The following is a 24018-nucleotide window of genomic DNA, read 5'->3' on the forward strand; positions in this document are numbered from 1 at the left end:
AGAGTAGGTCACCGCCGGAACATCATTAATGGAGGGCCCTGACAAGGAATGTCAGGGCCCTCCGACTTTAACCACCAACCCGGAAGCCGCAGGACGGCCATATGCCGCGGGTAGGATTGACCCTCATGAGCAGCATCTTCAGCCACGCCCAGGACCCTTCGCACGATGACGGCCCCAAGGGTTCGGAGCCCCTGGAGCCGGTGGTGAACACCATCCTGGTCCCAGGTCCTGTGGCACGGGCCTTCGCGGGATTTACTGACCACACCCACCTGTGGTGGCCCTTGGAGAAGCACGGGGTCTACGGAGCCGGTTCCTATGTGGAGTTTGAGGAGAACCTCATCCTCGAGACAGCTGACGACGGGCGGACCAGTATCTGGGGCACTCTCGATGACTGGCAGCCGCCGCTGTCCTTCCATGCCACCTGGCACCCCGGGACCACGGCGCTGTGGTCCACGGAGCTCCTGGTGGTGTTCCGCGCCGTCGGGCCCGAAACGGAGGTCCGCGTGTTCCACGAGGGGTGGGAGGGGGCCGAGGATCCGGTTGCTGCCCGTAAAGAGTACGTTGCCGCATGGCCGGCCATCCTGGAAAGCTTCGCACGGTTCATGGGTGCCGGCGCCTCAGCGGATGGCGCCTCACCTGGCGCCTCACCTGGCTTGTCCTAAGGGGTCCGCCCGGCCACGTCCGTTGGCACGGCGGTGCTGTGCCGGATCACGAATTCTGTTGGGTACTCCTGGTCCTGTCCTGCCGCAGCTGCCGGACCGCCGTCGGAGTCCCCGCCGGCGCCCTCCAGCAGTGCCAACGCAGTAGCCGCCGCCAGCCTTCCCTGGCCCCGCGGATCCTGGCTGACCGTGGTCAGCCCAAAGGTCTCTGCCAGATCATGCCCGTCAATTCCCACCACGGAGAGATCCTCCGGGACCCGGAGCCCAAAGTCGCGCGCGGCAAGCATGATGCCCACCGCCATCTCATCCGACGCGGCAAAAACTGCCGTGGGCCGTTCCGCGGGAGTTCCCAGCAGCCGGCGGCCAGCTGCGTAGGCGCCTTGGATGGTGAAGTCAGCGCTGGCGTGCCACTCCGGCCGAAGCGCCAGCCCTGCGGCTGCCATTGCCGCGGAAAAGCCCTTCTGCCGAAGCTGCGGAAGCTTGAAGTCCCGGTTCGGCCCTGTGTTCCCCGTGATATGCGCAATCCGGGTATGTCCCAGCCCGATCAGGTGGCGGGTAGCCATCATGGCCAGGCCCTCGTCGTCGATCCTGATGGTCGAGGCCCCGGGCAGGGCACCTCCGATCACCACGATGGGACGGTGTACGGCCAGGAGTTGGCCAATCTCTTCTTCGCTGAGCACCAGCGCCACCGCGATCACGGCATCCAGGCGTTTCCGCAGCAGGAAGTCGGTCAGGATGCTGTTGCGGCGCTCCGGCTGCTCGCCCGCGTTGTACAGCGTCAGGTCGTAGCCCGCATCGAGCAGGGTTTCGGAAACGCCCTCCAAGACCGAGGAGAAGTACCAGCGCTGCACATTGGGTATCACCAGCCCAACGTTGTGGTTCCGTCCGGACGCCAGGCTGGACGCATGGTAGGAAGGGACGAAGCCGAGTTCCCGGGCAGCTTCCTGGGCCAGCCGGCGGCTCTTGGACGAGACATTGGTCTTACCGCTCAATGCCCGCGAGACGGTGGCCACTGAGAGGCCTGCCCGGCTGGCAACTTCTTTGATGCCTGCCATTGTCAGCGGTCTGCTGGGGCGTCCGGTCCAAGCTGGATCCACGCCGTCTCACCGGAGGCAAGGGCATGGCCCGCACCTGCGGGCAGGCTGCGGATCAGGACATGGCCCGCAGGCATTTCCAGCGGCTCGTGGTTCAGGTTCATAAGCACCAGCGTAGTGCCGTTCACATAGCCCAAGGAGGAGCCGGTGCACCAGTCCTCGGCCCAGGACAAGGACCCCCTGCCCAGGTCCAGTTCCCGCCGGCAGGCAAGGGCGCTGCGGTACAGGGAAAGGTGCGACGACGGCGATTCCGCCTGCAGGTCCCTCGCCAGTGCTTTGAACGTGGCAGGAATCGGCAGCCAGGGGGCGCTTCCTGAACCAAACCCCAAATGCAGGTCCTCGCCCCTCCAAGGCAGCGGCACCCGGCAGCCGTCGCGGCCAAGCCGCTGCCCACCGGTGCGGGCGAACGTAGGGTCCTGGCGGAGATGGTCGGGGATGTCGACGCCGTCGGGCAGTCCCAGCTCCTCGCCCTGGTACAGGTAGGCGGCGCCGGGGAGTCCCAGCATGAACATCGAAGCAGCGGCGGCGCGGCCGCGGCCGAGGTCGTGGTCCGGCTGCGGGTCAGCGCATCCGATGCCGTCCCCGTCCCGCGGGCCCAGCCCGTTGTAGCCAAATCGGCTGGCGTGGCGGACCACGTCATGGTTGGAAAGCACCCATGTGCTGGGGGCGCCTACCCCGTCAAGGACAGTCAGCGAGTCTGTGATGACCGAGCGGAGCCGGTAGACGTCAAGGCCCGCATGCAAATAGGGGAAGTTGAACGCCTGATGCATCTCGTCGGGCCGGACCCACTGCGCCAGGCGGTGGAGGTCGACACTTGCCTCGGCACAGAGGATGCGGTCAGGCCCGTATTCGTCCAGGATCAGGCGCCATGCGCGGTAAATGTCATGGACAGCCGGCTGGCCAAACATGGGTGCTTCATGGCCGGGGAACCCGTCGCTGCTGCCGCCGTCAGCACGCCCGCCCCAGGCCGGCAGCCCTGGGGCCTTGACCAGCGCATGGGCCACGTCCACCCGGAAACCTGAGACGCCCCGGTCCAGCCAGAACCGGAGCACACGCTCGAACTCGGCGTGGACGGCGGGATTGTCCCAGTTGAAGTCCGGCTGGGAGGAGTCGAAGAGGTGCAGGTACCACTGGCCCGGCTGGCCGTCCGGTCCTTCCACCTGGGTCCACGCGGGGCCGCCGAAGTGGGACTGCCAGTTGTTCGGCGGTTCCTGTCCGTCCGGTCCGGTCCCGTCGCGGAAGATGAACATGTCCCGCTCCGGGCTTCCGGCCGGCGCTGCAAGGGCTGCCTGGAATGCGGGATGCTGCGCCGAGCAATGATTGGGTACCAGGTCCACGATGACCCGCAGGCCCAGCCGGTGCGATTCAGCCATCATGACGTCGAAGTCGCCCAGCGTGCCGAAGATGGGGTCCACGTCGCAGTAGTCGCTGACGTCGTAACCGGCATCCCGCTGCGGGGAACGGAAGAAGGGGGACAGCCACACGGCGTCCACGCCCAGGTCTGCCAGATGCGGCAGTTCCTCGGTAATCCCTGCCAGGTCGCCAATGCCGTCCCCGTTCAGGTCCCGGAAGGACCGGGGATACACCTGGTAGATCACCGCGGAGCGCCACCAGCCCGGGGCGGTGTCAGCAGTATGGATGAGCGTCAGGGGACCGGCAGGAGCGGAAGTGTCCTGGGTCACAGTTTCGACAGGCATGGAAGTCAGCATAGCGGTGGAGCAGTGCATTAATGAAAACGCTTCCATCATTGTTTCGAGCCAACTGTCATCCTTCACTGCTGGTCTGGCAGCCTGCAGGACTGGAAGCGGTTACAGCACCTGAAACCCGGGCCTCGGCTTCAGCGCACTTAGACTGGCAAGGTATGTCCGACGACGGGTGGAGGCTTTGTGGGAAGCATTGTTGACGAGCTGGAAGCCATCCTGGCGCCAGGTCAACTGGACACGGGTGAGGTCTCGCTTCGCCGGTACGCCGTAGACCAGGCGCCGGTCATTGACTTCCAGCTTCCGCTCGCAGTGGTGTTCGCGGAATCGGTGGCAGACGTCCAGGCGGTGGTGAAGGCCTGTGCGGGCCACGGAGTGGCGATCGTGCCCCGAGGAGCCGGCACAGGTGTATCTGGTGGTGCCCATGCCACCGCCAACTGCGTCATCCTCTCCCTGGAGCGGATGGACCGGATCCTCGCCCTGAACCCGGATGATGAAACCGCCGTGGTGGAGCCCGGGGTGGTCAACGCCGTCCTGAACGAAGCCGCCGCAGAGCATGGCCTCATGTATGCGCCGGACCCTGCCAGCTTCAGGAGCTCCACGATCGGTGGCAACGTTGCCACCAATGCCGGCGGCCTCCGGTGCGCCAAGTACGGGGTGACCAGGGACTCAGTCCTGGCACTGGATGTCGTCCTGGCGGATGGTTCCCTGATCCACACAGGCCACCAGACCTTCAAGGGCGTGGCGGGCTATGACCTCACCGGCCTGTTCGTGGGGTCGGAAGGCACGCTGGGCATCGTCGTCGGAATCACCGTGCGGCTGAAGTACTTGCCCCGGGAAGTGCACACCGTCGCCGCCTTCTACCCGGACTTCAGGCTGGCCGCCGCAGGCGTCCTGGCGGTGGGAAGGGCGCGCGTCCAGCCCGCCATCATGGAACTGCTCGACGGCGGGACGCTGGCACAACTTGACGACATCCATGGCTCCGACCTCACCGCACGGGGAAGATCGCTGCTGCTGGTCCAGACGGACGGGTTTGGGGCTGCCGCGGAAGCCGATGTGGTGCGACATGTGCTGCGTGACGGTGGAGCCATCGTCACCACCGAGGCTAGTGCCGAAGCCGAACGGCTGGTGGAGCTCCGGCGGCACAGCAGGGGCACCGAGGTGGACGACGAGTACCGGGTGGGCGAAGACGTCGCGGTTCCGCGCTCCCGCCTGGTGGACTACGTTGCAGCGCTTGAGGCCATGGCCGCCGCGCAGCAGGTGCACCTCAAGGTGGTGGCCCACGCCGGCGACGGCAACCTGCACCCGACCTTCTGGATCGACCGGAAGGGGCCGGACCTGGACAGCGGCGCCATGGAGCGGCTCCAGGTGGCCCTGGACGAGTCCATCACCGCGGCCCTGGCCATGGGCGGCACCATTACGGGGGAGCACGGTGTAGGCCAGTACAAGCTGCGGTGGCTGGGCCAGGAGCAGCCGGAGCCCATCCGGGAGCTCCAGCGCAGCATCAAGGACCTGTTCGACCCGGCCGGAGTCCTGAACCCCGGGAAGGCCATCTAGGACTCAGTCGTCCGAATCCGGATATTCGTCGTCGGATTCGTCAGCGCCGTAGCGGGACTCCTCATGTTCCACCTCGAGGATCTTCAGCAGTTCGGTGTCCGGGTTGAGCATGATGGCGGCCTCGTCCCGCCGGTGCCGGAGGATCGAGTCGATGTAGGACTGCACGGCCTCTGCCAGCGGAATGTGGCGCTCCTGCTTCTCTGACATGTACCACCGGTGCTCCAGGACCTCGTGCACCACTTCGGCGTGCTCGAGCTTGCCGGAGAGATCCCGGGGGATGGCACGGACGATCGGCTCGAAGATCTGGCTGACCCAAAGATGGGCGCTGTATTCCTCGTCCATTTCCGGGTTGTTGTCCGCCCGGAACGAGTCCATGTCGTTGAGGAGGCGGCGGGCCTGGTTCTCCTGGGCGTCCAGGCCGGTAAGCCGCAGCAGCCGCCGCTGGTGGTGTCCCGCGTCCACCACCTTGGGCTGCAGCTGGATGGTGGAGCCGTTCTGGGTGGTCTTGATGGCGTATTCCTCGACGTCGAAGCCGAGTTCGTTCAGCCGCCGGATACGGGCCCCCACCCGCCACCGCTCGCCGAGTTCAAAGGATTCCTTCTCGGTCAGTTCAGCCCACAGCCGCCGGTAGCTGTCCATGATCAGCTCACTGGTGGCCACAGGGTCCACCTTCTCCTCAATGAGGCCGCCGTCCAGCAGGTCCATCAGCTCGCCGGCGATGTTGACCCGGGCAATCTCGAGGTCGTATTCGCGCTGGCCGGTAGAAAGGTCAGGGTAGAGCTCGCCCGTTTCGGCGTCCACCAGGTAGGCGGCGAAAGCGCCGGCGTCGCGGCGGAAGAGCGTGTTGGACAGCGAAACGTCACCCCAGTAGAAACCGATCAGGTGCAGCCTCACCAGCAGCAGGGCCTGCGCGTCGATGAGGCGGGTCAGCGTGTCCTTGCGCAGCATCTGCGAAAAGAGCGCTCGGTACGGCATGGAGAATTTCAGGTGGCGGGTCACCAGCACCGGGTTGAGCGGACGCCCGTCAGGGGTGGTGCGCCCCGTGATCACCGCCACCGGCTCCACGCAGGGCACATCGAAACGGGCCAGCTTGCGGAGCATGTGGTATTCGTGGCGGGCCACGTGCTCGGAGGTTTCCTTGATGGCGATGACCGAGCCGCCCAGGTGGGCAAAGCGCACGATGTGCCGGGAAATACCGCGGGGGAGTGCCGCAAGGTACTGGGCCGGCCACTCCTCAAGGGCGATGTGCCACGGCAGGTCCAGCAGTTCGGGATCCGCCGCCGCCGCGGTGATGTTCAGCGACGAGGCTACCGATGCTGCCTTGTTGTCGTCGGCACTCGCGGCCACGAACCGCGGCAGTTTACCGATCTGCGCGTAGTCGGTGGGTTCGTCGTGCCACTGGGCGCTGTATTCCTCGGTCATGGGTCAATTCTTCCGTACTCGGGGCAGGGCGGCTAAATCCCGCTCAGGCATGGTTAAAGGCCGACGGCGGCCCGCACCATTTGCGAAAAGGGTGCGGGCCGCCGTCGGTTGCGCAGGCCTCCGACTGGAGGGCCCACGCGGCACAAATCAGTCGCCGAGGCGCAGGCCGGTCTTGGTGTCGAACAAGTGCACGTGGCCCGACTGCGGACGGACGTAGATGACCTCGCCCTTCATCGGAGGACGGCGGCCGTCGACGCGGGCCACGATGTCGTGGTCCTTGCCGTCAAGGTTGGTGTGGCCGTAGACGTAGGCGTCGGCGCCGAGCTCTTCGACGACGTCAACCTCCACCTTCAGGCCTTCACCCTGCGGGGCGGTTTCCAGGTCCTCCGGACGGCTGCCCAGCGTGACCGTGGAGCCGTGTGCCTCTTCGAGGACGTCGCGCGGCACAGGGTACACGGTGCCGCCGAACTGGACGCCGCCGTCGACGACGGGAAGCTCGAGCAGGTTCATGGCGGGGGAGCCGATGAAGCCGGCCACGAAGACGTTCTTGGGGCGGTCGTAGAGGTTGCGCGGGGTGTCAACCTGCTGCAGCAGGCCGTCCTTCAGCACGGCCACACGGTCACCCATGGTCATGGCCTCCACCTGGTCGTGCGTCACGTACACGGTGGTGACACCCAGGCGGCGGGTCAGGGATGCGATCTGCGTACGGGTCTGCACGCGGAGCTTGGCGTCCAGGTTGGACAGCGGCTCATCCATGAGGAAGACCTGCGGGTTACGCACGATGGCGCGGCCCATGGCAACACGCTGGCGCTGGCCGCCGGAGAGTGCCTTCGGCTTGCGGTCCAGGTACTGCTCGAGGTCCAGGAGCTTGGCGGCTTCGCGGACACGCTCGGCACGCTCTTCCTTGGAGACGCCGGCGATCTTCAGGGCGAAGCCCATGTTGTCGGCCACAGTCATGTGCGGGTACAGCGCGTAGTTCTGGAAAACCATCGCGATGTCGCGGTCCTTCGGCGGGACATCGGTGACGTCGCGGTCACCGATCAGGATACGGCCGGCGTTGACGTCCTCAAGGCCTGCGAGCATGCGCAGGGAGGTGGACTTACCGCAACCGGAGGGTCCCACGAGGACCAGGAATTCGCCATCGGCGATGTCGATGTTGAGCTTATCGACGGCGGGCTTATCTGTGCCCGGGTACAGGCGCGTAGCGTTATCAAAAGTAACTGTAGCCACAGTTATCAATCCCTTCACCGGCAGGTACGTGCCGGACGATCCGTTGTGAATGGTTCATGTTTATTCAGTTTTGTTCCTGCAAAGTGCTCCGCGCCTAAGCCCGGAGCACAGAATGACGCCGCACGCTGGTTGTGCGCCACATCACACAAAGAGTATGCCAGAGGTTGCGCTTCTTTGCGTAAATGTTACGAACGTCACATGTGCCGCCGGCCACGTCCTAACCGGAAGCAGTCTGAGGATCCTCTTCGGCCACGGCGATGCTTCGCTCCTGCAGCAGCGTCTCCAGCAGCTCCGCGATGTGGACGGGGGCCTCCACCCGGTATTGGGCCTGGGTGAAATCGAGGCCCACCTTGACCCCTACGTCGCCCGGTTCCAGCCGGCCAAAAGCGTCCTCGTCCGTGACGTCGTCGCCGGCGAACAGCACGGCGGTGGCCCCGGTGGCCTGCCGAAGGAAGGTGACACCTTCTCCCTTGGAAGCGTTGACCACCGAGGTCTCCAGGACGCGCTTGCCTTCTTTCAGGTACACGCCCTTGCGGTCCTGCAGTACCGACCGCGCGGCCGCTACAGCGTCCTCCGCCACGTCGTCCGCTGCCTGGCGGGTGTGCAGCACCACGCCCGCGGGCTTGTACTCCAGGGAGGTGCCGGGAGCCTGTGAAACGATGTCTGCCAGCTCCGCCCGCACGTCTTCAAGGAGCGCTTTTTGGTCCGGCTCAAGGGCCAGCTCGGTGGAGCCCGGGCCCAGCCATGCCTCGGCGCCATGGCTGCCGATCAGCAGCGTGTCGACCGGCGGGGAAGCGACCTCCCGCAGGCTGGCGAGGGCCCGGCCCGAGATGAGGGCCGTCGTCGTGCGTGGAAGCACGGCGAGGCCAGCGAATGCGGCGGCCGACCGCGGAAGCGGCCGGGCGTCCTGTGCCCGGCCCACGATGGGCGCCATGGTGCCATCAAAATCCATGGCCACGAGCAGGTGCTCGGTGCCGGCAATCCGGCGCAGGGCTTTCCGGAGTTCGGGGGACAGCGCCAGCGGTGCCTTGCTGCGGCGGCCCTCAGGAGTCATCGCGGACCACCTTCTCATTCAGCGCGTGGAGGAAGTCCGCGGACCAGTAATCCACGTCATGCTCAAGGATCTGCTTGCGCATGGCCCGCATGCGCCGCGACGCGTCCCTGGGCGGCAGCTCAACAGCACGCATGATGGTGGCCTTGAGCCCGTCAATGTCGTGCGGGTTCATCAGCAGGGCCTGCTTGAGCTGGTCGGCGGCGCCGGCAAACTCACTGAGGACCAGTGCGCCGTCGTTGTTGGTGCGCGCGGTGACGTATTCCTTCGCCACCAGGTTCATCCCGTCCCGCAGGGCGGTGACCAGCATGACGTCGGCGGCCAAGTACAGCGCCACCATCTCCTCCACCGGATAGCTGTGGTGCAGGTAGCGGACAGCGGTGTTCTCGATGGTGTCGTAGGTGCCGTTGATGTGGCCCACGGTCCCTTCCACCTCCTCCCGCAGCAGGCGGTACTGCTCGACACGCTCGCGGCTGGGGGATGCCACCTGGATGAGCGTAGCCTCGCCGACGGTGAGCCGGCCGTCTGCCAGGAGCTCCTCGAAGGCCTTTAGCCGGTGCCGGATGCCTTTGGTGTAGTCCAGGCGGTCGACGCCGAGCAGGATGGTCTTGGGGTTTCCAAGGTCCTGGCGGATCTGGCGGGCACGCTCGATGATCTCGGGTTTCGCCGCCAGTTCGCTGATCTGCTGCACGTCAATGGAGATGGGAAAAGCCTGAGCCCTGGCAATGTGCGTGATGGCGCCGTCCTGGCCCTTGACGTGGACCTGCTGCTGCTTGACGCTGGCGCCCAGGAAGCGGCGCGCGGAGCGCATGAAGTTGCCCGCATCGCTGGGCCGCTGGAACCCCACCAGGTCGGCGCCGAGGAGGCCGTCGATGATCGCCTGGCGCCACGGCAGCTGGGCGAAGATTTCCGGAGGGGGAAACGGGATGTGATTGAAGAACCCGATCCGCAGGTCCGGACGCGCCTGGCGCAGCATCCGCGGCACCAGTTGCAATTGATAGTCCTGGACCCAAATCGTGGCGCCTTTATCCGCGTGCTGGACGACGGCGTCGGCGAATCTCTGGTTGACCTTGCGGTACGCGTCCCACCAGGTGCGGTGGAATTCCGGCGGGGCGATGACGTCGTGGTACAGCGGCCAGAGGGTGGCGTTGGAGAATCCTTCGTAATACAGCTCCACGTCGTCGGTGCTGAGCTGGACCGGAACAAGGTCCATGCCCCCGTGGCTGAACGGTTTGACCGTCTCGTCCGGTGCGCCGTGCCACCCAACCCAGGCGCCGTCGGTCTTGGTCATCATCGGCGCGAGGGCAGTCACCAGGCCGCCGGGGGACCGGCGCCAGCCTGAGCCGTCGTCGCTGTCGTCCCCTGGTGCCACCCGGTCGACGGGCAGCCTGTTGGAGACCACCATGAAGTCGTATTTGGTGTGGCCGGCGTGGCCGGAACCGGAACTGCCGGCCGTAGCTGTTCCGGCTGGTTTTTCCTGGACGGGTGTTTGCATTGCGGCCCCCTGGGGTTGCTTGTGCCTTTAAGCCACCCTAGCCGGACGGAATCATCGGGGCTATTCGTCCGTTGGTCAACCCGGAAGAATGGTTGAACCCGCAAGCTCTCAGCTTTCTCCCCTAAAATGTTGGGGTGCCACCAAGTGGTCCCCCTACGTCGACCGACCCAAGGAATTCATGAGCCCCGCAAACGAAGTACGTAAGTCCAAGGCTGAGCGAACCGCGGAGGCGCGGGAAAAGGCGCGCCTGATCCGCGAAGCACAGGTAAAGAAGGACAAGCGCAACAAGCTCCTGATCGGCTGGGGCATCGTGGCGGCGGTCGTGGCCATCCTGGTGGTGGTGGCCCTGGTAGTCACCAACAGCCTCAAGCAGAACGCGCCGGTTGCGGACCAGGGGCCCGTCCCGGCCAATGCCAACGTCCACGGCGGCGTCACCCTGCTGGCCAACACCGACGTGGCAAAGACGGAACCGGCAACGGTTGACGCTGCGTCCCTGGGGGACGCCCCGAAGACGCCGCCTGCCGAGGTAGCGGCTCCGGGCGCCGAAGCGGAGGCCGGCAAGCCGGTGAAGGTTGTCCTCTACATCGACTTCATCTGCCCCATCTGCAAGAACTTCGAGACTCAGTACAACGACCAGCTCACCTCGCTGCGCAACGAAGGCAAGATCACCGTTGAGTACCGGGCCCTCGGGTTCCTGGACAGCCGGTCCACCACCAACTACTCGTCCCGCGCCGCCAACGCGGCGGCCTGCGTGGTCAACAAGTCCCCCGAGAAGTACTCCGACTTCGTCAACGCGCTGTTTGCCAAGCAGCCGGCCGAGGGCAGCGCGGGCCTCTCAGACAACGACCTGAAGAAGATGGCATCCGACATGGGCGTGAACATCGACTCCTGCGTGGATGACAAGACCTACCGCCCGTTCGTGAAGTTCACCACCAAGGAAGCGGCGGCCATCGGCGTGACCGGTACGCCCACGGTGCTGGTGGACGGCAAGCAGTGGGGCAAGGGGGACAGCGCGCAGACGCCGTTCCCGGACTTCCTGCAGGCGGCCATCGCGGCCAAGGGCTAAGGGCCAACACTTTAGGGCAAGGGCCCGTTCCGGATCGGCTCCGGGGCGGGCCCTTGCCGCGTACAGCGGCGGCGCCGTCGCGTTTTTACGCCCGGCGGGAGTTGGGCTAACCTTATCTAGCGCCTTCCGGGGCGCACGCCCGCAGGGGCACGCCTCCTTAGCTCAGTTGGCCAGAGCACCGCTCTTGTAAAGCGGGGGTCGTCGGTTCGAATCCGACAGGGGGCTCCACACAACCTCCAGGTCTAAGCTGGATCCATCCGAATAATCAGCCTGCTGACTAAAGGAGGATGGGTGCCATGCCCAAGACCGGCAAGAATGACCATGCCCGCAAGGACGAGCTTCCTTCGACCCTGCAGCGTTCTGACCAGAAGGCCCAGGACACATTCGCCAAAACCTACGATTCGGCGCTTGAGTCCTATGACCAGGACGAAGAACGCGCTGCCCGTGCAGCCTACGCCTCCCTGAAGCACAGCTATGAGAAGGTGGGCGACCACTGGGAGCCCAAGGAAAACCGCGGCCCCTCTGACAAGCGAGCGGAACAGGGCGTACGTTCATCCGAACCCACCGCCGGCGGAGTCGATGCCAACGCCTCCAAGGAGCACCTTTACAAGCTGGCCAGGGAATTGGACGTCAAGGGCCGCTCGAAGATGGACAAGGACCAGCTGGTACACGCTCTCCAGAAGGCCAACGACGCAGCCACCCGCAAAGCCCGCAGCAAATAGCCTGCGCTCTTGCCGTCCCGCCGTCCCAAGGTGTCGAATCAGAGGACACGTCCGGTCCGGTCGGCAATGATGCCAGGAGGTTCCAATGTCGGTGAAGAGCACCAGGGAGTCAGCGCGGGCGGCAGGCGGCAGGAACGGGCCTGATTCAAAGCGGTCCGACCAGGCCGCCGGCATCGCGGCCCAGGACCCGGCCCGGATCCGGAACGTGGCCCTGGTGGGGCACTCCGGCGCCGGAAAGACCATGCTGATCGAGGCCCTGCTCGCGGCCAACGGCATGATCACCCGCAAGGGATCCATTGCGGACGGGTCCACGGTCAGCGACTCGGATCCGGCAGCGGTTCACCAGCAGCGCAGTGTCACACTGTCCCTGGTGCCGCTGATGGTTGACGACGTCAAAGTGAACCTCCTGGACACCCCCGGCTACCCGGACTTCATCGGGGAGTTGCGGGCGGGACTAAGGGCCTCGGACGCCGCCCTCTTTGTGGTCTCCGCGGTCGACGGAATCGACGCCACCACCACCGCACTGTGGGGCGAGTGCGCGCACATGGGGCTGCCACGCGCCGTCGTGATCACCCGGGTGGACCACCCGCGCGCAAATTACGACGGCGCCCTGGCCGCCTGCCGGAAAGCGTTCGGCGACGGCATCCTGCCGCTGTGCGTCCCGGTGCCGGCAGGGGGCGGGGCCACCGGCCTGCTTGGCCTCTTGTCCCGGGAAGTGACGGATTACTCCTCCGGAGACCCAGCCCCCGATGTCCGTCCGGCAGCCCCGGAGGAACTTGCTGCCGCCGGGCCTGACAGGGGTGCCCTGATCGAGGGCATCATCGCCGAAAGCGAAGACGAGACACTGATGGACCGCTACCTGGAAGGGGAGGACATCGACATAGAGGTGCTGGCGGCCGACCTGGAAACCGCCGTCGCCCGTGGCTCGTTCTTTCCCGTCCTCCCCACGTCCGCCGTCACAGGGCTCGGCACCGCGGAGCTGCTCGACGTGCTGGTGCGCGCCTTCCCGGCCCCGCCGGAACGCAGCCTGCCGGAGACGACCGACCTCGCGGGGGAGCCGGCCGGAAGGCTGGTGTGCGATCCGGCCGGGCCGCTCGCCGCCGAAGTGGTGCGCACCTCCAACGATCCCTTCCTGGGACGCATCTGCCTGGTGCGCGTCTTCTCGGGGACGCTGCGGGAGGACACGCCGGTCCACGTGGGCGGCCACGGCCTGGCAGACCGCGGGCACCAGGACCACGACACCGATGAACGGGTCACCCACATATACTCTCCGCTGGGCGCCAGCCTGCGCCCCGTTCCCTACTGCGTGGCCGGGGACATGTGTGCACTGGCGAAGCTGGGCAGCGCGGAAACCGGAGACACCATTTCCGCCCGGGAAAGCCCGCTGCTGCTGGCCACGTGGGAGATGCCCGAGCCGCTGCTGCCAGTCGCCGTGGAAGCGGATTCCCGCAGCGATGAGGACGCCCTGGCGCGCAGCCTGGGCAGGATCGCGGCGGGGGATCCCACGCTCCGGGTGGAACGGAACGCCGAAACGCACCAACTGGTGCTGTGGTGCATGGGTGAGGCCCACGCGGAGGTGGTCCTGGACCGGCTGCGGGAACAGGGCGTCAAGCTGCACACCGTAGACGTGGTGACACCGCTGCGGGAAACCTTCGCGGCCCCCGCCTCCGGCCACGGACGCCACGTCAAGCAGTCCGGCGGCCATGGCCAGTACGCCGTATGCGACATCGAGGTGGAACCGCTGGAGCGCGGCGGCGGGTTCGAGTTCGTGGACAAGACCGTGGGCGGCGTCATTCCTGGAACGTTTATCCCGTCCATCGAAAAAGGAGTCCGGGCACAAATGGACCGGGGAGTGTCTGCCGGTTTTACCGTGGTGGACCTTCGCGTGACCCTGACCGGCGGCAAGGCCCACAGCGTGGACTCCTCCGATGCGGCCTTCCAGGCTGCAGGGGCCTTGGCCCTCCGCGAAGCCGCGGCCGCCGGCAAGATCCAGCTCCTGGAACCGGTGTCCTCCGTGTCCATCACCGTTGCCGACGAACATGTGGGCACCGTGATGAGCGATTTGTCCGGCCGGCGCGGACGCCTCACCGGCACCACCTCGTCCGGCGAAGGGTTGACGGAGATCAGCGCCGAAGTCCCCGACCAGGAACTCCTGCGGTACGCAGTGGAACTGCGGGCCCTGACGGCAGGTACGGGCAGGTTCCGCCGGCAGTACCTGCGCCATGATCCGGTTCCCCCCAACTACAGCCCGTCCTGATCCGCCGGCCAGGAACAGCCCGAAGGGAACGGCCGCCGGTGAACGCCGCAGCACGAAAGATCCAAAACATTTACCTGACGCTGACGCTGGGAAACACCCTTGCGGCGTCGTTCATCTGGGGCATCAACACGCTCTTCCTGCTCGATGCCGGCCTCACCAACCTGGAAGCCTTCGCGGCCAACGCCTTCTTCACCGCCGGGATGGTTCTCTTCGAGGTGCCCACCGGGGTGGTGGCCGACAGCTGGGGACGCCGCACGTCCTTCCTGCTGGGCACCGTGACCCTGGCTGCGTCCACGTACCTCTACTACCTGCTGTGGCAGTTGTCGGCTCCATTCTGGTGGTGGGCAGGAGTGTCTGCACTGCTGGGCCTTGGCTTCACCTTTTTCTCGGGTGCAGTGGAAGCCTGGCTGGTGGACGCCCTCCACTTTTCCGGCTACGACGGCGGCCTGGAAGCCGTCCTGGGCAAGGGCCAGATGGTTTCCGGCATCGCCATGCTGGCCGGATCAGTAGCGGGCGGAGTCATCGCCCAGGCCACGAACCTGGGCGTGCCGTTCCTGCTGCGGGTCGCGGTCCTGGTGGCAATGTTCGCTGTCGCCTTCCTGCTCATGCACGACGTCGGCTTCACCCCGGAGCGGTCGGCGCACCCTCTGCAGGCCACCCGCGCAGTCCTGCAGGCCTCCGTGGACGGCGGATTGAAGAACCCCCCGGTGCGGTTCATGATGCTGGCTGCCCCGTTCACCGAGGGGGTGGGATTCTACGTCTTTTACGCCCTCCAGCCCTACCTGCTGCAGCTCTTCGGCGATCCCAAGGCGTACGCCATCGCAGGCCTGGCAGCGGCTATTGTTGCAGGCGCGGACATTGTGGGCGGCTGGCTTGCTCCCGTGGTCCGGAGGCGGGTCCGCCGCCGCACCACGGTGCTGATCGCCTCCACCATCACCAGCTCAGCGGTCCTGGTGGTGCTCCTGGCTACCCACATTTTTTGGCTGGCCCTGGTACTCCTGGCGCTCTGGGCGGTGGTTGCTTCCGCAGGTACCCCCGTGCGCCAGGCGTACCTGAACGACATGATTGCCTCGAAGCAGCGGGCAACTGTCCTGAGCTTTGCCTCGCTCATGGGGTCCAGCGGGGGAGTGGTGGTGCAGCCGCTGCTCGGCAGGACTGCTGACCTGTATGGCTACCCGGCGTCGCTGGCCCTGGGCGGCGCGGTCCAGCTGTTGGCGGCACCCTTCATCGTGCTGAGCCGGCGCCGGCGCTCGCCGGCGGATGTTGCCGCCGGCCTGGCTGCCCCCTGAGCCGCTGCCCGTCGGAGCGCTGCAGCCGGACGCAGGGAAAGGCCCCCGTTGCCTGGACGCGGTCCGGGGCAGCGGGGGCCTTCGAAGGTGCGGTTCTTCCTACTTGATGCCTGCCTCGATCGTTTCGCTGGCTGCCGGCGCTGGCTTCTCCTGGGCCGGCGGTGGGCTGGTCTTGAGCTTGAAGCGCTTTCCAATGTCGCCGCCGCCACCGCTGCGGTTCTTGTTGAAGATGTCGAAACCGACCGCGACAAGGAGTACCAGGCCCTTGATGAGCTGTTGGTAGTCAGTGCCCAGGCCCAGGATGGACATGCCGTTGTTCAGCACCCCCATGATGAGGCCGCCGATCATGGCTCCCGCCACCGTTCCGATGCCGCCGGTGACGGCAGCGCCGCCAATGAAGGCTGCGGCGATGGAATCGAGCTCGAAGCCGGTTCCGCCCGCGGGCTGTGCGGAGTTGAGCCGGGCGGTGAAGACAAGGCCGGCCAGCGCGGAGAGGACGCCCATGTTTACGAAGAGCCGGAACGTGACGGCCTTGGTCTTGACGCCTGACAGCTCAGCTGCGTGGAGGTTGCCGCCGATGGCATAGGTGTGGCGGCCAAAGACGCTGTTGTTCATGAGGGCGGTGTACGCGATGACCAGCGCCGCCAGGACCACCAGGACGATCGGCGTGCCCCGGTAGGACGCCAGCAGGAAGGTGATGACGAGCATGAGCAGCGCCGTGAAGGCGGTCTTGATGACGAACCAGACCAGGGGTTCGCTTTCGAGATCGAACTTCCGGCGGATCCTGCGCTCCTTGAGGGCCTGGATCAGCAGGGCCACCGTGGCGCCGACGCCCAGGATGACGGTGAGCCATTCCAGCACGGAGGTGCCGCCGGTAAGGTCCGGAAGGAAGCCGCCGCCCAAGGCCCGCAGCTCCGCCGGGAAGGGGGTGATCTGCTGGTTCTTCAGGGTGATGAGCGTCAGCCCGCGGAAGATCAGCATGCCCGCCAGGGTGACGATGAAGGCGGGGATCCCCACGTAGGCGATCCAGTAGCCCTGCCAGGCACCAACCAGGGCGCCGACCAGCAGGCAGGCGGGGATGGCGGCCCACCACGGCCAGCCCCAGTGCACGATCATGACGCCGGCCACGGCGCCGATGAACCCGGCCACCGATCCCACGGAAAGGTCGATATGCCCGGCGATGATCACCATCACCATGCCGATGGCCAGGATGAGGATGTAGCTGTTCTGGACCACCAGGTTGGTCACGTTCTGCGGTTCCAGCAGGATGCCGCCGGTCAGTCCCTGGAACAGCAGGACGATCAGGATCAGGGCAACGAAGATGCCGACCTGGCGGAGGCGGCTGGTGAGGAATCCGAGCGATTCTCGTAGGGCGGACATTTCGCTATTCCTTCTCTTTGGTCATGTAGTGCATCAGGGTTTCCTGGGTGGCCTCGGCGATGGGCACCTCACCTGTGATGTGCCCGGCAGCGAGGGTGTAGATGCGGTCGCAGATGCCCAGGAGCTCGGGGAGCTCCGAGGAAATGACGATCACCGCTTTTCCTTCGGCCGCGAGTTTGGCAATGATCGTGTAGATCTCGTACTTGGCACCGACGTCGATCCCGCGGGTGGGTTCATCGAGGATGAGCACGTCAGGATCTGAGAACATCCATTTACTCAGCACCACCTTCTGCTGGTTTCCGCCGGACAGCTTCCCGGTGATGGCGGCCACCGACGGGGCTTTGATGTTCATGCTCTTGCGGTAGCCGTTGGCCACCACGGTCTCCTGGTTCTTGTCCACGAAGCCGCGCTTGGCCAGCTTGCGCAGAGCCGCCAGGGAGATGTTCCGCTTGATGTCCTCGATGAGGTTCAGGCCATAGTGCTTGCGGTCCTCGGTGGCGTACGCGATGCCGTGCCTGATGGCGTCCGACACCGTGGCTGTGTTGATTTCCTCGCCGTACTTGTAAACCTTGCCGGAGGTGGCGGTTCCGTAGGTGCGGCCGAAGACGCTCATGGCAAGTTCGGTGCGGCCGGCACCCATGAGGCCGGCGAGCCCCACCACTTCACCTTTCCTGACGTGCAGGTTGGCGTTCCTGACCACCATGCGGGTGTGGTCCTGGGGGTGGCGGACGGACCAGTCCTCGATCCGCAGGACTTCCTCGCCGATGTGCGGCTCGCGGTCCGGGTACAGGCTCTCAAGGTCCCGGCCCACCATGCCGCGGATGATCCGCTCCTGGGTGATCTGGCCTTCGTCGAGCCGCAGCGTCTCGATGGTTTTGCCGTCCCGGATGATGGTGACGGCATCTGCCACTTTGCGGATCTCGTTGAGTTTGTGGCTGATGATGATGCTGGTGACGCCCTGGCCCTTCAGGTGGAGGATCAGGTCCAGCAGGTGGCCGGAGTCCTCGTCATTGAGGGCGGCCGTGGGCTCGTCCAGGATCAGCAGCTTCACTTCCTTGGACAATGCCTTGGCGATTTCCACCAGTTGCTGCTTGCCCACACTGATGTGCTGCACGGGGGTGACAGGGTTTTCGTCGAGGCCGACGCGGGCCAGCAGCCGGGCTGCCTCCAGGTTGGTCTTGCGCCAGTCCACCCACCCGTTGGTGGCCTGTTCGTTGCCAAGGTAGATGTTCTCGGCGATGGACAGGTACGGGCTCAAGGCCAGTTCCTGGTGGATGATGACAATCCCGCGCTTCTCGCTGTCGGAGATGCTGGAAAAGTTGCAGGGTTCGTTTTCGAAGAGGATCTCCCCCTCGAAGGTGTTGTGTGGATAGACGCCGGACAACACTTTCATGAGTGTTGATTTGCCGGCTCCGTTTTCACCGCAGATGGCGTGGACCTCTCCACGGTTCACATCCAGGGTGACGTCCTGGAGGGCTTTTACGCCCGGGAACGTCTTGGTGATTCCTCGCATTTGAAGAATGGGTGTGTTCATCGTCAATTCCCACTGACTGGTCGAAGCTGGGCCTTCCTGCTGCTGCAGGAGGCGGCGGGAGGGGGCTGCGGCCGGACTCGCGGCCCGGCCACAGCCCCCGGACGCTGACTACTTGACGTCGGCGTCGGTGTAGTAGCCCGAGTCGATCAGTTCCTTCTTGTAGTTGTCCTTGGTGATGATCACGGACTTCAGCAGGAAGGCCGGGACAACCTTGACCTTGTTGTTGTAGGTCTTGGTGTCGTTGGTTTCCGCTTCCTGGCCCTTGAGGACGGCGTCGACCATCTTGACGGCCTGGGCGCCGAGCTGGCGGGTGTCCTTGAAGATGGTGGAGTACTGCTCACCGGCGATGATGGACTTCACGGAACCCTTTTCGGCGTCCTGGCCGGTCACCACGGGCAGGCTTCCCTTGGCGTAGCCGCCGGTGCTGGTGAGGGCCGAGATGATGCCGATGGAGAGGCCGTCATACGGGGACAGGACACCGTTCAGCTTGGTGCCGGAGCTGTAGGCGGAGGTGATGATGTCCTCCATGCGCTTCTGGGCCACGGGTGCCTGCCAGCGAAGGATCGCTGCCTGCTCAAACTTGGTCTGGCCGCTGGGGACCTTCAGGGTGCCTGCATCCAGGTACGGCTTGAGCGTGTCCATGGCGCCGGTCCAGAAGAAGTTGGCGTTGTTGTCGTCGGGGCTGCCGGCGAAGAGCTCGATGTTGAAGGGGCCCTTGCCGTCCACCTTCTTGCCGGTGGCATCGACGAGGCCCAGCCCGGTCAGCAGCGAGGTGGCCTGCTGGACACCCACGGTGTAGTTGTCGAACGTGGTGTAGTAGTCGACGTTCGGGGTGCCGTTGATGAGGCGGTCGTACGCGATGACCTTGACGTTCTGCTCCTTGGCCTTGGCCAGGACGTCAGTCAGGGTGGTGCCGTCAATGGCGGCGATGATCAGGGCCTTGGCGCCCTTGGTCAGCATGTTCTCGATCTGCGAAACCTGGGTGGGGATATCGTCATTGGCGAACTGGAGGTCCGTCTTGTAGCCGAGGTCCTTCAGGGACTTCTCCACGTTCGCTCCGTCAGCGATCCACCGTTCGGACGTCTGCGTGGGCATCGAAATGCCTACCAGCGAATCGCTGGGCTTGGCGGCACTGCTGGATTCGCTGGCCCCGCCACGGGAGCCGCAACCGGTGGCGCCCACCGTCAGGGCGAGGACAAGGGCCACCGCGCCCATCAGTTTTTTGATTCTCACCATTTTCTCCTTCCGCGGCAGCACTGCCGCGAAGTGTTGGTGGACCGGGCAGCACCGCTGCTCCCTGGTCCTGGCCACATTGTTGATGTGTCGGTTCAATATAGACCCATTTGTGAACGCTAACAAGAGTGCGCGACGGGAATTTCGAAAACCTTTCGGGTTCATTGACTTCTGGTTTGTTAGCGTTCACACTTGCTGCAGCACGTAGCTCCACCCTGACCCCTACAAAACCCGGTAACGAGGCCCATGCCTCCCGGACGGAGGCAACCCCATGCCAGATGCGCTGTTCACTTCCAGCTCCGAGTCCCGCCATGACCATTGCGTCATTGGGGTGGACTACGGAACCCTTTCAGGCCGTGCCGTGGTGGTGCGGGTCCGTGACGGCAAGGAACTTGGGAGTGCGGTCCATGAGTATCCGCACGCAGTGGTTACCGATGCCCTGCCCAAGGACCCAGCGGGCGCAGGATCCGACGGACAAGCCGCAAGGCTTCCCGGGGAATGGGCGCTGCAGGTGCCCAACGACTACCGGGAGGTCCTGCGGACCGCCGTCCCCGCCGCGGTGGCGGACGCCGGGATCGACCCTGCCGCCGTCGTCGGCATTGCCACGGATTTCACTGCCTGCACCATGGTCCCGGTCAAGGCGGACGGCACACCCCTCAACGAACTGCCCGGCTTCGCCAACCGCCCGCACGCCTACGTGAAGCTCTGGCGCCACCACGCTGCGCAGGGCCAGGCCGACCGGATCAACCGGCTTGCCGCCGAACGGGGGGAGGACTGGCTTCCCCGCTACGGGGGCCTGATCTCCTCTGAATGGGAGTTCGCCAAGGGGCTGCAGCTGCTGGAGGAGGACCCGGAGGCCTACGCCGCGATGGACCACTGGGTGGAGGCGGCGGACTGGATCGTCTGGCAGCTCTGCGGCCGGTATGTCCGCAACGCCTGCACTGCCGGCTACAAGGGCATCTACCAGGATGGCCGGTATCCTTCCGAAGAGTTCCTGGCCGCCCTGAACCCGGACTTCAAGGACTTTGTCAGCTCCAAGCTGGAGCACACCATCGGCCAGCTGGGGGACGCCGCCGGCACCCTTACGGCGGAGGCAGCGGCCTGGACCGGGCTGCCGGAGGGCATCGCGGTGGCCGTGGGAAACGTTGACGCCCATGTCACGGCCCCGGCCGCGAAGGCTGTGGAATCCGGCCAGCTGGTGGCGATCATGGGCACCTCCACCTGCCACGTCATGAACGGCAGCGAGCTGCGCGAGGTGCCGGGAATGTGCGGTGCCGTGGATGGTGGAATCGTGCCGGGCCTGTGGGGTTACGAGGCCGGACAGTCAGGCGTGGGCGACATCTTCGGCTGGTTCACCAAGTACGGCGTCCCGCCCGAATATCACCAGGCTGCCAAGGACGCCGGACTGGGGATTCACGAGTACCTCACCGAACTGGCATCCCGGCAGGCCATCGGACAGCACGGCCTGATCGCGCTCGACTGGCATTCCGGCAACCGTTCGGTCCTGGTGGACCACGAGCTTTCGGGCATGGTGGTGGGCCAGACCCTGGCCACCAGGCCGGAGGATACCTACCGCGCGCTGCTGGAAGCCACAGCCTTTGGAACCCGCACCATCGTGGACGCCTTCCGCGACGCCGGGGTCCCGGTCAAGGAATTCATCGTGGCCGGCGGCCTGCTCAAGAACAGGCTCCTGATGCAGATCTATGCAGACGCCACCGGCCTGCAGCTGTCCACCATCGGCTCGGAACAAGGTCCGGCCCTGGGATCGGCCATCCACGCCGCCGTCGCAGCGGGCGAATACGCGGACATCCGTGCGGCCGCCGCGGCCATGGGCGCCGAGCCCGGGGAGGTCTACACGCCAATTCCCGAAAACGCGGCCGCCTACGAAGAACTGTTCCAGGAATACAAGGCCCTCCACGACTACTTCGGCCGGGGCGGTAACGACGTGATGCACCGGCTCAAGGCCATCCAGCGCAAAGCCGCCCAAGCGGCCCAGCCTGGCGCAGGCGCCGTGTCCGAAGCACCCGTGGGGGTGTCCGCATGACCGCCGGAACAGGCGCCGGAACCGGTCTCCTGGAAACCATTGCCCGGGTCCGGGCGGAGGTGTGCGCCCTGCACGCGGAGCTGACCCGGTACGGACTGGTGGTGTGGACCGCCGGCAACGTTTCGGCCCGCGTTCCCGGCACCGACCTCATGGTCATCAAGCCCTCCGGCGTCTCGTACCAGGACCTGACCCCGGAGCAGATGATTGTCACCGACCTGTATGGCACCCCGGTCAGGGGCACCAACCTTGGTGGGGGCGGCACGGTGGACTGGGGCAATCCCGCGCTGTCGCCGTCGTCGGACACGGCCGCGCACGCCTACGTGTACCGGCACATGCCGGAGGTGGGAGGGGTGGTGCACACGCACTCCACGTATGCCACCGCGTGGGCTGCCCGGGGAGAAGCCATTCCGTGCGTGCTGACCATGATGGGGGACGAGTTCGGCGGGTCCATCCCCGTGGGCCCGTTCGCGCTGATCGGTGACGACTCGATCGGCCACGGCATCGTGGAAACGCTGAAGAATTCCAAGTCCCCTGCGGTCCTGATGCAGAACCACGGCCCGTTCACCATCGGCAAGGACGCCCGGTCCGCCGTGAAGGCCGCTGTCATGTGCGAGGAAGTGGCCCGCACCGTGCACGTTTCCCGGCAGCTGGGCGAGCCGCTGCCCATCGGCCAGGACCACATCGACTCCCTTTACGCCCGCTACCAGAACGTTTACGGCCAATAACCGGCCCAAAACTCTTCCCAGGAGAATTCATGAGCACCGCAGCAACCACGTCCCTCGACGGCTACGAAGTCTGGTTCCTTACGGGCAGCCAGCACCTCTACGGGGAGGAAGTCCTCAAGCAGGTGGCCGCCCAATCGCAGGAGATCGCCAACCAGCTCAATGCCTCCTCGTCGGTTCCCGTGCGGATCGTGTGGAAGCCGGTCCTGACCGACTCCGATGCCATCCGGCGCACCGCGCTGGAGGCGAACTCGGATGACTCGGTCATCGGAGTGACGGCCTGGATGCACACCTTCAGCCCGGCCAAGATGTGGATCCAGGGCCTGGACCTGCTGCGCAAGCCCCTGCTGCACCTGCATACGCAGGCCAACCGCGACCTGCCGTGGGCGGACATCGATTTCGATTTCATGAACCTGAACCAGGCCGCGCACGGCGACCGCGAGTTCGGCTACATCCAGTCCCGCCTGGGCATCGCCCGGAAGACCGTCGTCGGGCACGTCTCCAACCCCGAGGTGGCACGCCAAGTGGGTTCGTGGCAGCGGGCCGCCGCCGGCTGGGCCGCCGTCCGGAGCCTGAAGCTCACCCGCTTCGGCGACAACATGCGCAACGTGGCCGTGACCGAAGGCGACAAAACCGAGGCCGAGCTGCGTTTCGGCGTCGCGGTCAACACCTGGTCCGTCAACGAGCTCGCCGATGCCGTCCACGGTGCTGCGGAGTCCGACGTCGACGCCCTGGTGGCCGAGTATGAGGACCTTTACGACGTGGTGCCGGAGCTCCGCGCAGGCGCGGCCCGGCACGACTCCCTGCGGTACGGCGCCCGGATCGAACTGGGCCTGCGGTCCTTCCTGGAAGGCAACGGCTCCGCCGCGTTCACCACCTCCTTCGAGGACCTCGGCGCCCTCCGCCAGCTTCCCGGCCTGGCCGTGCAGCGGCTCATGGCCGCCGGTTACGGGTTCGGCGCCGAAGGCGACTGGAAGACCGCCATCCTGGTCCGGGCCGCCAAGGTCATGGGCGCCGGCCTGCCCGGCGGCGCCTCCCTCATGGAGGACTACACCTACCACCTGGAACCCGGCTCCGAGAAGATCCTGGGCGCCCACATGCTCGAGGTCTGCCCCTCCCTCACGGCAGCAAAGCCGCGGCTGGAAATCCACCCCCTGGGTATCGGCGGCAAAGAAGACCCCGTCCGCCTGGTGTTCGACGCCGACGCCTCCCCGGGCGTCGTCGTCGCCCTGTCCGACATGCGCGACCGTTTCCGCCTGGTGGCCAACGCCGTCGACGTCGTCCCGCTCGACCAGCCGCTGCCCAACCTCCCCGTGGCCCGCGCCCTGTGGGAGCCGAAGCCGGACTTCGCCACCTCCGCCGCCGCCTGGCTCACCGCCGGCGCCGCCCACCACACCGTGCTCTCCACCCAGGTGGGCATGGACGTCTTCGAGGACTTCGCCGACATCGCCAAAACGGAACTGCTCACCATCGACGAAGACACCACCATCCGCCAGTTCAAGAAGGACCTGAACTGGAACGCCGCCTACTACAAACTGGCCGGTGGGATCTGATCCAGTGCCA

Annotated in this window: 18 protein-coding genes and 1 tRNA gene; 10 read left to right on the forward strand and 9 right to left on the reverse strand. The window is 65.9% G+C overall.

What is annotated here, in order from left to right; all coding sequences use genetic code 11:
• The first annotated feature begins 125 nt into the window (after positions 1-125).
• On the forward strand, positions 126-662 hold the full coding sequence (locus tag ACR65J_RS20600) for an SRPBCC family protein (protein WP_440172604.1): 537 nt from the start codon (positions 126-128) through the stop codon (positions 660-662).
• On the opposite strand, the gene ACR65J_RS20605 is transcribed toward ACR65J_RS20600, so the two are convergent.
• Both ACR65J_RS20605 and ACR65J_RS20610 read right to left on the reverse strand, forming a co-directional pair.
• Positions 659-1714: a LacI family DNA-binding transcriptional regulator gene (locus ACR65J_RS20605; RefSeq protein ID WP_440172606.1), complete on the reverse strand. Its 1056-nt coding sequence runs from the start codon at positions 1712-1714 to the stop codon at positions 659-661. The two genes, ACR65J_RS20600 and ACR65J_RS20605, sit on opposite strands and share 4 nt — an antisense overlap.
• Before the next feature lie 2 nt (positions 1715-1716).
• Complete coding sequence (locus tag ACR65J_RS20610; RefSeq protein WP_440172608.1) at positions 1717-3450, reverse strand: glycoside hydrolase family 13 protein; 1734 nt, start codon at positions 3448-3450, stop codon at positions 1717-1719.
• Positions 3451-3639: 189 nt separating this feature from the next.
• On the opposite strand from ACR65J_RS20610, the gene ACR65J_RS20615 reads away from it, so the two are divergent.
• On the forward strand, positions 3640-5010 hold the full coding sequence (locus ACR65J_RS20615; RefSeq protein ID WP_440172610.1) for an FAD-binding oxidoreductase: 1371 nt from the start codon (positions 3640-3642) through the stop codon (positions 5008-5010).
• 3 nt (positions 5011-5013) lie between these two features.
• Here ACR65J_RS20615 and ACR65J_RS20620 read toward each other — a convergent pair whose 3' ends face one another.
• From ACR65J_RS20620 to ACR65J_RS20635, 4 genes are all read right to left on the reverse strand, one after another.
• Positions 5014-6432: a DUF4032 domain-containing protein gene (locus tag ACR65J_RS20620; RefSeq protein WP_440172612.1), complete on the reverse strand. Its 1419-nt coding sequence runs from the start codon at positions 6430-6432 to the stop codon at positions 5014-5016.
• Between the two features lie 147 nt (positions 6433-6579).
• The gene (locus ACR65J_RS20625; protein ID WP_159632896.1) at positions 6580-7662 is read right to left on the reverse strand and encodes an ABC transporter ATP-binding protein; all 1083 of its coding nucleotides are present in this window, start codon (positions 7660-7662) and stop codon (positions 6580-6582) included.
• Positions 7663-7879: 217 nt separating this feature from the next.
• Positions 7880-8716, reverse strand: coding sequence for a trehalose-phosphatase (gene otsB / locus ACR65J_RS20630; protein WP_440172615.1), 837 nt, complete (start codon positions 8714-8716; stop codon positions 7880-7882).
• Entirely contained in the window at positions 8706-10208 is a 1503-nt protein-coding gene (locus tag ACR65J_RS20635; protein ID WP_440172616.1) for an alpha,alpha-trehalose-phosphate synthase (UDP-forming), read from the reverse strand. Before ACR65J_RS20635 ends, otsB begins: the two co-directional genes overlap by 11 nt.
• Before the next feature lie 178 nt (positions 10209-10386).
• Here ACR65J_RS20635 and ACR65J_RS20640 point away from each other — a divergent pair, with 178 nt between their 5' ends.
• The 5 genes from ACR65J_RS20640 (at position 10387) to ACR65J_RS20660 (ending at position 15542) form a co-directional block, all read left to right on the forward strand.
• Positions 10387-11274: a DsbA family protein gene (locus ACR65J_RS20640; protein WP_440172618.1), complete on the forward strand. Its 888-nt coding sequence runs from the start codon at positions 10387-10389 to the stop codon at positions 11272-11274.
• A gap of 151 nt (positions 11275-11425) precedes the next feature.
• Positions 11426-11502, forward strand: a tRNA-Thr gene (locus tag ACR65J_RS20645).
• A gap of 68 nt (positions 11503-11570) precedes the next feature.
• Positions 11571-11996 carry a ChaB family protein gene (locus ACR65J_RS20650; protein ID WP_440172619.1) on the forward strand — a complete coding sequence of 142 codons (426 nt, stop codon included), beginning with the start codon at positions 11571-11573 and terminating at the stop codon, positions 11994-11996.
• Positions 11997-12081: 85 nt separating this feature from the next.
• Positions 12082-14253 carry an elongation factor G-like protein EF-G2 gene (locus ACR65J_RS20655; RefSeq protein WP_440172621.1) on the forward strand — a complete coding sequence of 724 codons (2172 nt, stop codon included), beginning with the start codon at positions 12082-12084 and terminating at the stop codon, positions 14251-14253.
• Between the two features lie 38 nt (positions 14254-14291).
• The gene (locus tag ACR65J_RS20660) at positions 14292-15542 is read left to right on the forward strand and encodes an MFS transporter (RefSeq protein WP_440172623.1); all 1251 of its coding nucleotides are present in this window, start codon (positions 14292-14294) and stop codon (positions 15540-15542) included.
• Between the two features lie 99 nt (positions 15543-15641).
• On the opposite strand, the gene mmsB is transcribed toward ACR65J_RS20660, so the two are convergent.
• The 3 genes from mmsB to chvE form a co-directional block, all read right to left on the reverse strand.
• On the reverse strand, positions 15642-16922 hold the full coding sequence (mmsB, locus tag ACR65J_RS20665) for a multiple monosaccharide ABC transporter permease (RefSeq protein ID WP_440172625.1): 1281 nt from the start codon (positions 16920-16922) through the stop codon (positions 15642-15644).
• Between the two features lie 4 nt (positions 16923-16926).
• Complete coding sequence (gene mmsA / locus ACR65J_RS20670; protein ID WP_440172627.1) at positions 16927-18456, reverse strand: multiple monosaccharide ABC transporter ATP-binding protein; 1530 nt, start codon at positions 18454-18456, stop codon at positions 16927-16929.
• A gap of 108 nt (positions 18457-18564) precedes the next feature.
• On the reverse strand, positions 18565-19692 hold the full coding sequence (chvE, locus tag ACR65J_RS20675) for a multiple monosaccharide ABC transporter substrate-binding protein (protein WP_440172628.1): 1128 nt from the start codon (positions 19690-19692) through the stop codon (positions 18565-18567).
• Between the two features lie 268 nt (positions 19693-19960).
• On the opposite strand from chvE, the gene araB reads away from it, so the two are divergent.
• The 3 genes from araB to araA are packed head-to-tail and all read left to right on the forward strand — an operon-like array spanning position 19961 to position 24008.
• Complete coding sequence (araB, locus tag ACR65J_RS20680) at positions 19961-21733, forward strand: ribulokinase (RefSeq protein ID WP_440172630.1); 1773 nt, start codon at positions 19961-19963, stop codon at positions 21731-21733.
• Positions 21730-22458 carry an L-ribulose-5-phosphate 4-epimerase gene (locus ACR65J_RS20685; RefSeq protein ID WP_440172632.1) on the forward strand — a complete coding sequence of 243 codons (729 nt, stop codon included), beginning with the start codon at positions 21730-21732 and terminating at the stop codon, positions 22456-22458. Before araB ends, ACR65J_RS20685 begins: the two co-directional genes overlap by 4 nt.
• Positions 22459-22487: 29 nt before the next feature.
• Positions 22488-24008 carry an L-arabinose isomerase gene (gene araA / locus ACR65J_RS20690; RefSeq protein ID WP_440172634.1) on the forward strand — a complete coding sequence of 507 codons (1521 nt, stop codon included), beginning with the start codon at positions 22488-22490 and terminating at the stop codon, positions 24006-24008.
• The last annotated feature ends 10 nt before the right edge of the window (positions 24009-24018 follow it).

Source organism: Arthrobacter sp. SAFR-044, from assembly GCF_059414985.1.